General features: G+C 75.6%; 11 protein-coding genes and 1 riboswitch. Of the genes, 6 read left to right on the plus strand and 5 right to left on the minus strand.

Annotated features, from left to right (window positions below; translation table 11 throughout):
* Nucleotides 1–131: 131 nt before the first annotated feature.
* A complete protein-coding gene (locus EJK16_RS12920) occupies nt 132–374 on the plus strand; it encodes an acyl carrier protein (protein ID WP_127129959.1) in 243 nt (80 codons plus the stop codon).
* 115 nt (nt 375–489) lie between these two features.
* Nucleotides 490–1287, plus strand: coding sequence for a DUF2382 domain-containing protein (locus EJK16_RS12925; protein WP_127129961.1), 798 nt, complete (start codon nt 490–492; stop codon nt 1285–1287).
* A 99-nt stretch (nt 1288–1386) separates the two neighbouring features.
* Here EJK16_RS12925 and EJK16_RS12930 read toward each other — a convergent pair whose 3' ends face one another.
* Nucleotides 1387–2046 carry a TMEM175 family protein gene (locus EJK16_RS12930; RefSeq protein WP_164737341.1) on the minus strand — a complete coding sequence of 220 codons (660 nt, stop codon included), beginning with the start codon at nt 2044–2046 and terminating at the stop codon, nt 1387–1389.
* A 163-nt stretch (nt 2047–2209) separates the two neighbouring features.
* Between EJK16_RS12930 and EJK16_RS12935 the strand changes: the two genes are divergently transcribed.
* The 4 genes from EJK16_RS12935 to EJK16_RS12950 all read left to right on the plus strand — a co-directional run bounded on the left by EJK16_RS12935 (nt 2210) and on the right by EJK16_RS12950 (nt 6748).
* Complete coding sequence (locus EJK16_RS12935; RefSeq protein WP_127129965.1) at nt 2210–2689, plus strand: TspO/MBR family protein; 480 nt, start codon at nt 2210–2212, stop codon at nt 2687–2689.
* A gap of 4 nt (nt 2690–2693) precedes the next feature.
* Nucleotides 2694–4223 carry an SDR family oxidoreductase gene (locus EJK16_RS12940; RefSeq protein WP_127129967.1) on the plus strand — a complete coding sequence of 510 codons (1530 nt, stop codon included), beginning with the start codon at nt 2694–2696 and terminating at the stop codon, nt 4221–4223.
* A gap of 89 nt (nt 4224–4312) precedes the next feature.
* Nucleotides 4313–6025, plus strand: coding sequence for a bifunctional 3'-5' exonuclease/DNA polymerase (locus EJK16_RS12945; protein ID WP_127129969.1), 1713 nt, complete (start codon nt 4313–4315; stop codon nt 6023–6025).
* Nucleotides 6026–6100: 75 nt separating this feature from the next.
* Nucleotides 6101–6748, plus strand: coding sequence for an arsenate reductase ArsC (locus EJK16_RS12950; protein WP_127129971.1), 648 nt, complete (start codon nt 6101–6103; stop codon nt 6746–6748).
* 16 nt (nt 6749–6764) lie between these two features.
* On the opposite strand, the gene EJK16_RS12955 is transcribed toward EJK16_RS12950, so the two are convergent.
* The 4 genes from EJK16_RS12955 to EJK16_RS12975 all read right to left on the minus strand — a co-directional run bounded on the left by EJK16_RS12955 (nt 6765) and on the right by EJK16_RS12975 (nt 11496).
* Nucleotides 6765–7922 (minus strand): ABC transporter ATP-binding protein, encoded by a 1158-nt coding sequence (locus tag EJK16_RS12955; RefSeq protein ID WP_370276040.1) that lies wholly within the window; start codon nt 7920–7922, stop codon nt 6765–6767.
* Nucleotides 7919–9805: an iron ABC transporter permease gene (locus EJK16_RS12960; RefSeq protein WP_240646031.1), complete on the minus strand. Its 1887-nt coding sequence runs from the start codon at nt 9803–9805 to the stop codon at nt 7919–7921. The genes EJK16_RS12955 and EJK16_RS12960 overlap by 4 nt, the downstream gene beginning before the upstream one ends.
* 1 nt (nt 9806) lies before the next feature.
* Complete coding sequence (locus EJK16_RS12965; protein WP_127129973.1) at nt 9807–10964, minus strand: thiamine ABC transporter substrate binding subunit; 1158 nt, start codon at nt 10962–10964, stop codon at nt 9807–9809.
* Between the two features lie 68 nt (nt 10965–11032).
* Nucleotides 11033–11138, minus strand: a riboswitch (TPP riboswitch).
* Nucleotides 11139–11229: 91 nt separating this feature from the next.
* Nucleotides 11230–11496: a DUF4235 domain-containing protein gene (locus EJK16_RS12975; protein WP_164737342.1), complete on the minus strand. Its 267-nt coding sequence runs from the start codon at nt 11494–11496 to the stop codon at nt 11230–11232.
* Between the last annotated feature and the right edge of the window lie 53 nt (nt 11497–11549).

The following is an 11549-nucleotide window of genomic DNA, read 5'->3' on the forward strand; positions in this document are numbered from 1 at the left end:
GGATGCTCACTCCCTGCGGTTGCGGGCGCGACGCGGGCGCGTACGTTGTAAAGCACACCTCGGGAACGCCTGGCCGGCCGCGCACCGAACGCTCTCGATGGTCCCGACAAGCCGATTGGAGGAGGACACCAATGGCAACCGGAGAGACCGGTTTCGACGACGTCACGTACGACCTCATCTCGGTGCAGTACCACTCCCTCAAGGCCGGGCACGACTACGGCCAGTACGTCCGCGACGCCCGGAACGCGGGCAAGGAGGAGATCGCCTCCTTCTTCGAGTCGGTCATGGCCGAGGACTCCGAGCGCGCGAGGAAGTGCCACGAGTTCCTCCGCCAGCTCGGCGGCATCGACAACGCCCCGCCGCAGCAGGCCTAGCCCCACCGGGCGGGCCGGCACCGCGCGGAGCCGCGTCAACGACATCCACCACCAGTCCTTCTTGGCGCGCGCCCTCATCCGGGTGCCGCGCCGACGTCGACCCCCAGGAGAAGAAATGATCACCACCGAGCAGATCCAAAACTTGATCGACAGCAAGGCCACCGTCGTCTCGAACGACGGGGACAAGATCGGCACCGTCGGCCAGGTCTTCGTCGACGACGTCACCGGCGAGCCCACGTGGGTCACCGCCAAGACGGGCCTCTTCGGCACGTCCGAGTCGTTCGTGCCGCTCAGCGCCGCCACCGTCGAGGGTGACACCGTGCGCGTCCCCTACGACAAGTCCATGGTCAAGGACGCGCCCAGGATCGACACGGACCAGCACCTCTCCGAGGCGGAGGAGGACGAGCTCTACCGCTACTACCACCTCGACGACTCCGGCTACAGCAGGACCGACGTCGACACCACCACCACGATGAGCGGCACGGCGGGCACGAGCGGGCTCCGTGACCGGGACAGGCTCGACACCGACCGCGGGGACGACGCCTCGGTGGTCCTGTCCGAGGAGCAGGTCAACGTCGGCACCCGCCGGCGGGAGGCGGGCCGCGCGCGGCTGCGCAAGTACGTCATCACCGAGAACGTGACCAAGACCGTCCCCGTCACCCGGGAGGAGGTCCGGATCGAGCGCGAGCCGATCACCGACGGCGACCGGCACTCCACCACCATCGGTGACGACGAGGCCGAGGTAACCCTCCACGAGGACGAGGTCGTCGTCGACAAGGACACCGTGCCCGTGGAAAAGGTCCGGCTCAACAAGGACACCGTCACCGAGCAGCGGGAGGTCACCGAGCAGGTCCGCAAGGAAGAGGTCGACACCGACACCGACCGCGACACGGGCCGCCACACGCGCCCGTAGCGCGGCGACCGCGGCCCCGCCGCACATCGTCGATCCCCCGGTGCGGGGCCCGGCCCCGGCCGGGCCCCGCACGCTCGCGTGCAGCGGCCCCACGGGGCCTCACCGACGCCGTCGGCGCCTGGTCCGGTCGAGACCCGTGCCGAGGCGGGTGGCCACCGGCATGGCGAGGAGCAGCAACAGCGCCGGGACGGGCCACGCCAGCGCGACGACCGTCGCGACCGCGAACAGGGCGGCGGACGCGGCCTCCCGGGCCTGGAGCGCCCGCAGCCTGGCCGGCCCGTCACCACCACGCTGGAGCCCGGGCCGCCGCCGGACGTACGCCGTCTGGGCGGCCGCCACCACCGCCCCCACCGTCAGCGTGGCGAGGTAGAAGCTGGTGGTGTCAATCCGTGGCCCCTCGCCGGCGCCGAGCATCGCCGTCGGGAACGGGATGACGACGATGACCAGCAGCCACAGGAACGTCAGGCCCACGAGCGTGTCGTCATAGTCCGTCACCTGCTCGAAGAGGCGGCGGTGCCCGCGCCAGAAGGCGGCGATGGCGAGGAAGGAGACGCCGAAGCTGACGAGCTCGCCCACGTGGTCGGCCAGCAGGGCCCCGACCCGGGCGTCGGCGGCCTCGGGGGCCAGCTCGACGACCGGCAGGATCAGCAGCGTCAGCGCGATGGCCACCGCGGCGTCGGTGAAGGCAGCGACGCGGTGCAGCACCTCGGTGCGCTCCGGCCCGGGCCCCGTGGCGCCGCGCGCTCTCCCGTGGGTCATCCGCCTCTCCATCCCCACCTCCACGCCCTGGGCGAGCGCGGCTGGGCCGAAGGTACCGTCCTCGCGCGCGCCGGGCGGGGCGATCGCGCGCTCGGCGCGCCGGGGCGCGAGCCCTGCGGTAGGAACGACGCATGAGCACGATCCAGGAAGCCGCCGGCTCGTGATGCGCGCGGCGACGGTGGCGGGCACCTCGGTCGCCTGCGTCTTGACGGCGGTGGCCGGGTCGGTCGCGACGGACCCGTCGGCCTCGTGGTACCGCGCGCTCCGCAAGCCGGCGTGGCAGCCGCCGCCGGTGGCGTTCCCCGTGGTGTGGACGGCGCTGTACCTGGGCATCGCCCTCGCGGCCGCTGCGGCGCTGGACGCGCACGAGCGCGAGGACCCGGAGCGCCGGCGCTACCTCTGGGCGCTGGCGGGCAACCTCGTGCTGAACGCCGGCTGGAGCTGGCTCTTCTGGCGTGGCAGGCGCCCCTGGGTGGCCGCCGCGGAGTGCGCGGCGCTCGCCCTGAGCGGCGCCGACCTGGTCCGCCGCACCTACCGGGCACGGCCGGGTGCGGGAGTCGCCCTGGCGCCCTACGCCGCGTGGTGCGGCTTCGCCACCGCGCTCACCACCGCGATCGCCCGGCGCAACCCACGGAAGGTCTAGACCGATGTCCGACCAACGCCAGCTCACCGCCCTCGTCACGGGCGCCACCGGCTATATCGGCGGGCGGCTGGTCCCCGAGCTCCTGTCGGCCGGCTTCGCGGTGCGCGCCATGGCACGCCACCCGGACCGGCTGGCCGACCGCGCCTGGCGCGGCGCGGTGGACGTCGTCCAGGCCGACGCGCAGGACGTGGGTGCGCTGCGCGCGGCGATGGAGGGCGTCGACGTCGCCTACTACCTCATCCACTCCCTCGCCACGGGGGCCACGTTCGAGCAGCGCGACCGGCGCACGGCGCGCACCTTCGCCGTCGCCGCCCGCGAGGCAGGCGTCGGGCGCATCGTCTACCTCGGCGGGATGCACCCTGACGACGAGCAGCTCTCGCCCCACCTCGACTCCCGCCGGGAGGTGGGCGAGATCCTCCTCGCGAGCGGGGTGCCCACGGCCGTGCTGCAGGCCGCCGTCATCATCGGTTCGGGCAGCGCCTCGTTCGAGATGATGCGCTACCTCACCGAGCGCCTGCCCGCGATGGTGGCGCCGAAGTGGCTGGACAACCGCATCCAGCCCATCGCGGTGCGCGACGTGCTGCGCTACCTCGTGGGGGCGGCCCGCGTCCCGCCGGAGGTCAGCCGCACGTTCGACATCGGCGGCCCGGAGGTGCTCACCTACCGCCAGATGATGCAGCGCTACGCCGCCGTCGCCGGCCTGCCGGCCCGCGTGATCCGCACCGTGCCGGTGCTGACGCCGAAGCTGGCGAGCCACTGGGTGGGCCTGGTCACCCCGGTGCCGTCCGGGCTGGCGCGGCCGCTGGTGGAGTCCCTCATCCACGAGGTGGTGGCGAAGGAGGACGACATCCGCCGCTACGTGCCGGACCCCCCGGAGGGGCTGCTCGGCTTCGACCGGGCCGTGGAGCTGGCGCTCCAGCGGGTGCGGGAGTTCGACGTGAGCACCTCCTGGTCCTCCGCGTCGACCGCCGACGCCCCGAGCGACCCGCTGCCGGAGGACCCGGAGTGGGCGGGCGGCAGCCTCCAGGTCGACGAGCGTGAGCGCCTGGTCGGGGCCAGCCGGGCCAGCCTGTGGACCGTGATCGAGGGCATCGGCGGCGCCAACGGCTGGTACTCGTGGCGCATGGGCTGGGTGGCGCGGGGCCTCATGGACCGGGTCTTCGGCGGGCCGGGGCTGCGCCGCGGCCGGCGCAACCCGCGCGACCTGTCCGTGGGAGACGCCCTGGACTGGTGGCGCGTGGAGCAGATCGAGGACGGACACCTCCTGCGCCTGCGCGCCGAGATGCGCCTGCCGGGACTGGCGTGGCTGGAGCTCATCGCCGACGCCGACGAGCGGGGCCGCACGCTGTTCAGGCAGCGGGCGGTCTTCCACCCCCAGGGGCTGCTCGGCCAGGCGTACTGGTGGGCCATCTCCCCCTTCCACGGCCTCGTCTTCGGCGGGATGCAGCGCAACGTCGCGCGTGCCGCCGAGGAGCTCGAGCGCGGCGGCCACCGGGAGGCCGCCGCCGCGGCCGGGCCATCGCCGGGCGGCTGACCGGGCGGGCCCCGGGCCGCGACGCCGGTGGCCGCCCGGCCGCGGCGGCGTCGGCGACCGTGTCCCCGGCGGCAACTACGCTCGGGCACGTGGACGTCGTCGTGGCAGTGGAGCGCGGGAACGTCCACCTCGTGGCCGACGGCGGCGCGGCGGGCACGACGTCCCGGTTCCCCCTCGAGGAGCTCCCCGAGCGGGTGCGCGCGCTCGAGGCCAGGCGTCCCCGCTGGGTCTGGGCGGACACTGGCTCGCTCTACCCCGCGCTGCTGCAGGCGTCGGTGCGCGTGGAGCGCTGCCACGACCTGCGGCTGTGCCACGCGGTCCTGCGGCACGCCGCGCTGAGCGCCGGATCCGCCCTGGCGAGCGCCCCGCCGGGCGCCTGGGACACATCCCTCAGCGGCGACGTCGACCACCAGCCCACCCTGCTGGACGGCCTCGTCCAGGCGCACACCGCGGAGGACGTGGTGGCCGAGCACGCCCGCCAGCGCGCTGCCGTGGACGGGTCGGCGGACCCGGGCCGGCTGCGCCTCCTCCTCGCCGCGGAGTCCGCCGGTGCGCTCATCGCGGCCGAGATGTCGCACGACGGGCTGCCGTGGGACCGCGAGGTGCACGACCGGCTGCTCACGGACCTGCTCGGGCCCCGGCCGCGGCACGGGAGCCGCCCGGCCCGGCTCGAGGCGCTCGCGGGGCAGATCCGCGCGTGCCTGGACGCCCCCGACCTCAACCCCGACTCCGCCCCGGAGCTCCTGCGGGCCCTGCGGGGCGCGGGCCTCGACGTGCGCACCACCAGGAAGTGGGAGCTCGCGGAGCTCGACCACCCCGTCGTCCCGCCGCTGCTGGAGTACAAGCAGCTCTCCCGCCTGTTCTCCGCGAACGGCTGGGCCTGGATGGACGCCTGGGTCCGGCCGGCGGCGGGCGGCCGGGGCGGCCGGTTCCGGCCCGACTACGTGCCCGGCGGCGTGGTCACCGGCCGGTGGGCGACCCGGGGCGGGGGCGCCCTCCAGCTGCCCAGGCAGATCCGGGCCGCGGTGACGGCGGACCCGGGCTGGAAGCTCGTCGTCGCCGACGCCGCCCAGGTCGAGCCGCGCGTGCTGGCGGCCATGTCCCGCGACGGGCACATGGCCCGGGCCGGCCGGGGGGCCGATCTCTACCAGGGCCTGGTGGACGACGGGATCGTCGACACGCGCGCGCACGCCAAGGTCGCGATGCTCGGCGCCCTGTACGGGGCGACCACCGGCGAGGCCGGCCGGCTCATGCCCCGCCTGGTGCGCGCGTACCCGCGGGCCACCGGCGTCGTCGAGCACGCGGCGCAGGTGGGCGAGGGGGGCGGCGTGGTGAGCACGTGGCTCGGGCGGACCTCCCCGCCGCCGGCCGGCTCGTGGCACGAGGCCCAGCGGCGCGCGAGCGAGCCAGACGCCGACGAGGCCGACCGCCGCCGCGCCTACCGGCAGGCCCGCGACTGGGGGCGCTTCACCCGCAACTTCGTGGTCCAGGGCACCGCCGCCGAGTGGGCCCTGTGCTGGATGGCGGACCTGCGCGGCCGGCTCCGCGAGATCGCCGGGAACGACCCGGCGGCAGGCGACCCGGGCACCAGCGGCCCGGCAGCCCCCGGCGCGGGCGCCCCGCACCTCGTGTTCTTCCTGCACGACGAGGTGATCGTCCACTCCCCCGCCCACCTCGCCGACGCCGTCGCCGCGGCGGTGCGCGAGGCGGCCGCGGGTGCCGGGCGGCTCCTGTTCGGGGACTTCCCGGTCGAGTTCCCGCTCGACGTCGCCGTCGTCGACAACTACGCCGAGGCGACATAGGTCAGGGGCGCCGGGGTAGGAGCAGAATGAACGGCACTCCGTCGCACCCACGCAATGACGCCACGAGGAGCACCAATGGACGGCGACAAGGGGCTCCCGGGTCTGAGCCACCCCGACCACATCCTTCGCACGATCGCCGCGGAGCTCGCCGAGAAGTTCGCCGGCACGTTCAGCGCCGACATGGTCGAGCGCTACGTGTTCGAGTCCTACGCCGCCCTCGCCCGGACGGCCCGGGTCAGCGCGATGCTGCCGGCGCTGGCCCAGAAGTTCGCGACCGACCGGCTCACCGCCCTCGCCCAGTCCGAGGGCGCGCTGCCCCACGCCGTCCCCGAGGTCCTGTTCGTCTGCGTCGAGAACGCCGGGCGCTCGCAGATGGCCGCCGCCCTCCTGAACCGCCGCGCCGAGGGCCGGGTGCACGCCCGCTCAGCGGGAGCCTCCCCGATCGAGCGTGTCTACCCCCGCGCGGCGGAGGCCATGGCGGAGCTCGGCGTGGACATGGCCGACGCCTACCCCAAGCCGCTGACGGACGACGTGGTCCGCGCCGCCGACGTCGTCATCACGATGAGCTGCCCGGACGCCTGCCCCGTCTACGCCGGGAAGCGCTACGAGGACTGGGAGCTCGACGACGCCTCCGAGGACACCATCGAGGAGGCGCGGCGGATCCGCAACGAGCTCGACGCCCGCGTCGACAAGCTCCTCGGCCAGCTCCCGGCGATGCCCTGACCGGCGCTGCTCACGGTCAGGCCCGCGCGTCCTCCCCGGCCGGCACGACGACGACGCCCGCCGGGTCGAGCCGCACCCGCACCTGCGCGCCGACCTGCGCGGCCGGCCCGGCCAGGGCCACGGCAGTCTGCCCGTCCGGGAGCGTGACGGCGACCTCGGTGTGCCCACGGCGGAACCGCGTGGCGGCCACGGTCAGCGGCGTGCCGTCGCCCGCGCCGCCCTCCGCGAGGTGCAGGGCCCCCGGCCCGAGCCCGACCAGGACCGGGCCGCGCTCGCCGGCCACGGACACCGGCCCCAGCACCGTGCGCGCGAGCCCGCCGGCCGCCACCGCCGGGAGGAACGGCCCGTACCCGAGGAAGGCGGCGACCTCGCGGCTGACCGGGGCGCGCCACAGCTCGCCGGGGCCGGCGACCTGGGCGATGAGCCCGTCTGCCATGACGGCCACCCGGTCGGCGACCGTGAAGGCCTCGTCGTGGTCGTGGGTGACGTACAGGGCGGTGGTACCGGTGGCCCGCAGGATGTCGTGGAGCTCGCCGGTCAGGTGCTCGCGCAGCCCCCGGTCCAGCGCGGAGAGCGGCTCGTCGAGCAGCAGCAGCTGGGGCGCCGGGGCGAGGGACCGGGCGAGCGCCACGCGCTGGGCCTGGCCGCCCGAGAGGGTGCTCACCGCGCGCGCGCCGTAGCCGGGCAGGCCGACGAGCTCGAGCAGCTCGCCCACGCGGCGCCGCCGCAGCGCGCGGGGCACCCCCGCCATCGCGAGGCCGTAGGCGACGTTCCCGGCGACCGAGCGGTGCGGGAAGAGCTGGCCGTCCTGGAACATCAGGCCGAAGCCGCGCTCGTGCACCGGGACGCCCACGACGTCCCGCCCGTCCCAGCCGATCGTGCCCGCGACCGCCGGCTCGAGGCCGGCGACGGCGCGCAGCAGGGAGGACTTGCCCGAGCCGGACGCCCCGAGCAGGGCGACCACCTCGCCGACGGCGACGTCGAGGTCCACGCCGGCGACCGCCGTCGTCGCCCCGCCGCGGCCGGCGTCGTACCGGACCACCAGGCCCCGCACGGACAGCCCCGCATGACCGGGCGACCGCGGCGACCACGCCGGGGCCCGGCGGGCGTCGGCCTCGGGCGGGGGCGCCGGCGCACGCCGGCCGCCGGCCGCCGGGACGTGCAGCTCGCTCACCACTGGGAGGCCTCCTTCGTCCGCATCGTCTCCGCCAGCGCCATGACGCCCGCCGTCAGCACCGCCAGCACGACGGCCGCAGCCATCGCCATGCCGTAGTTCTCCGCCCCCGGCCGGCCGATGAGGCGGAAGATCACCACGGGCAGCGTGGGGCGGTCCGGCCGGGCGAGGAACGACGTCGCCCCGAACTCCCCGAGCGAGACCGCGAAGGCGAACCCGACCGCCAGGCCCAGGCCCCGCACGAGGTACGGGCCGTCCACGCCGGCGAGCACGCGCAGCGGTGACGCGCCGAGCACGGCCGCCGCCTCCCGCTGGCGCGGGTCGATGGCCCGCAGCACCGGCAGCACGGTCCGCACCACCATCGGCACGGCGACCACCGCCTGCGCGATCGGCACGAGGATCAGCGAGGAGCGCAGGTCCAGCGGCGGCCGGTCCAGGGTGATGAGGAAGCCGAAGCCGACGGTCACCGCGGACACGCCGAGCGGCAGCATGAACACCGCGTCGAGCGCGGCCACGCCCCGCCGTGCCGCGCGCGAGCGGGGCCGGCGCGAGACCACGAGCGCCACCAGGACGCCGACCACGACGGCGATCACGGTGGCGTCCACAGCCACGCGCAGGGAGTTCGCGGTGGCCTCCCAGACGGAGACCGTGAGGGCGCCGGAGCCGCCGGTGGTCCCAAGGTTCGCGTAGTTGTCCAGGCCCCAGCCCGCGGGGGTGCGCAGGGACTGCGCGACGAGGCCCACCAGCGGCAGGGCGAGCAGGCCCAGGACGACGGCGGCCGTCACCAGGGCGGGCAGGAGGTCCGGGCCCGCGCGCCACCGGGCGGGCGCCGCGCCCCCGCGCGCCGGGCCGGGGCCGGCGGCCGAGCCCCGCCGGCGCACGACGAGGCGCAGGGGGTGACCGGCGTCGGTGGTGCGCAGCGGCAGGGCCCGCTCGCGGCGGGCGCGCGCGCGGCCCGCCACCGTGAGGGCGGCGGCCACGACCACGAGCTGGGCGACGGAGAGCACCGCGGCGGCGCGCAGGTCCAGGAACTGGGTGGTCTGGACCCAGATCTCGGTCTCGATGGTGCCGAACTGGACGCCGCCGAGGACGAGGACCACCCCGAAGGCGGTCGCGCAGAACAGGAAGACGATGGAGGCGGCCGAGGCGATCGCCGGGCCCAGCGCCGGCAGGGTGACGGTGACGAACGCCCGCCACGGCGAGGCCCCGAGCGCGCGGGCGGCCTGCTCGGCGCGGGGGTCCAGCCGCGCCCACATCCCCCCGACGGTGCGCACGACGATCGAGTAGTTGAAGAACACCAGGGCGAGCACGATCGCGGCGAACGTCCCGTCCAGGCCGAGGAAGCCCAGCGGGCCGCCCACGCTGAGCAGCGAGCGGAACGCGACCCCGACGACGACGGTGGGCAGCACGAACGGGATCGTCACTAATGCGCGCACGAGCCCGCGGCCGCGGAAGCGGCACCGGTAGAGCACGTAGGCGCCCGGAATTCCGAGCAGCACCGCGCCCGCGGTCCCGAGCGCGGCCTGGGTGAGGGTCTGGCCGAGGATCCGCAGGGTGCGCGGGCGGGCGAAGACGTCGGCGAAGCCACCGAGGTCGAGGGCGCCGCCCGGGAAGAACCCGCGCGCGACCAGGGCGAGGACGGGCCAGGCGAAGAACGTGCCCAGGAACGCCAGCGGCAGCCCGACGGCGATCCCCCCGTAGAGCCACGCGGCGCCGCGGCCCCGCGCCCGCCCTGCCGGGCGCCCCGCGGCGCCTCGGCCCCGGCCCGCCGGGCGCCCGGGGTCACCCCTGCCCCGCCCGGGGGCAGCTCGGTGCGGCCCGGCGGCGCGCCGGGCGGGGCCCACCGGCGCGGCGGGGTCACGGGTCGGGGCGGGGACGGTCACGTCAGCCGATCACGGTGGCGGTCCACGCGGCGATCCACTCGTCGCGGTGGGCGCTGATGTCGGCCGGGGAGACCGTGAATGGGTGCTCGGCAAGCGGCGCGTGCTTCGCCCACGCCTCGGGCAGCGCGACGTCGCCGTCGACCGGATACATGTACATCTGTCCGGGGATGTCCGCCTGGACCTCCGGCGAGAGCAGGAAGTCGATGAAGGCCTGCGCGCCGGCCTCGTTGTCCGTGCCGGCGATCACGCCGGCGTACTCGACCTGCCGGAAGCAGGTCTCGAGCAGCGCGCCGGTCCGCGGCTCCGTGGCCCCCTCGGGCACCTCGGCCGCGGGCGAGGAGGAGTAGGAGAGCACCAGGGGGCGCGGTCCCGCGCCGCTCGAGCCCGAGAAGTCCACGTAGTAGGCGTCCTCCCAGCCCTGGTCCACCTTCACCCCGTTGGCCCTCAGCTGCTGCCAGTACTGCTGCCAGCCGTCCGGCCCGAAGGCGCCGACGGTCGCGAGGAGGAAGGCCAGCCCCGGGGACGACGTCGCGGGGTTCGTCACGACGAGGAGGTCCTTGTAGGCGGGCTCGGCCAGGTCCTGAAGGGTGACTGGCTCGGGGATGCCGGCGTCGGCGAACCACCTGTGGTCGACGTTGACGCACACGTCCCCCATGTCCACCGGGGTGAGCGAGCCGCGGTCGTCGACGGGGTGCTGCGCCGCGCCCGCCGGCAGGGCCGGCGAGGTGTAGGGCACCAGGACGCCGGCGTCGACGGCCCGGGCGGCGAAGGAGTTGTCGATGCCGTAGACGACGTCGCCGAGCGGGGAGTCCTTGGTGAGGATGAGCTGGTTGACCAGCGCGCCGGCGTCGCCGGGGGCCACCGTCTTGACCTGGTACCCGGTCTCGGACCGGAAGGAGTCGAGCAGCTTCGGGCTGAGGTTGAAGGAGTCGTGGGTGACGACGGTCAGCTCGCTGCCCTTGGTGCCCGAGGCGGCACTGTCCCCGCCCGTGAGGCTGCACCCGGCGAGCACGAGCACGCCGGCCGCGAGGGCCGCCGCGGCCCGACCGGTCCGCCCGCGGCGGGTCCGCCGGCGGGCGCTCGGCCCGGTGCGGTCGGGCCTTCGGCGCGGGGTCGTCTCCGCCGCGGCTCCGGTGGCGGCTTGCTTGCTGGTGGTCATTGGCTCCTCCTCATGTTCAGGAGGGCCCGCCGTCGTCCCGCGGCCTGGGCGTCGCGTGGCGACGGCAGGGAGAGACGTTCCCGACTTCCTTCGCCGGTGCTAACCGGTGCAGGTTCGAGGGTCTGCGGCTGTCCGCACTCTCAGCGCCATCATGGCGCTCCCCTGTCGTTCGGGGAAAGCCTACACCGGGCCCCGGCCCGGGCCGGGCCCCGGTCCGGGCCGGGGCCTCTCGACGCCGGACCGCGGGCCGGCCGGCAGCCTGGGTTCAGGCGTGCTTGTCGATCTTCCCGGCCCCCGGGCCGCCGTACCACTTCGAGGCACCGCGCAGCGCCAGCTGGCGGGTCAGCCCCACGAGCGCCCCGGAGACCACGGCGAAGGTCAGGACCTCCCACAGCGCCACGCCCGGGTCGTCCGGGTCGTGCGGCGGCTCGTGACCGGTCACGGCCTTCCACCCGACATCGAGGATCTTGTTCGTCAGCAGTCCCGCGATGAGGAACGACCCCCCGCTCACTGCCCTCCAGCCGATGTCCATCGATGCTCCTTGTCCGAGTCCGGCGTCCCGTGCGTGCTCGCACGCACCCGCAT

The organism is Georgenia sp. SYP-B2076, from assembly GCF_003991205.1.
Taxonomy (GTDB): Bacteria; Actinomycetota; Actinomycetes; order Actinomycetales; family Actinomycetaceae; genus Georgenia.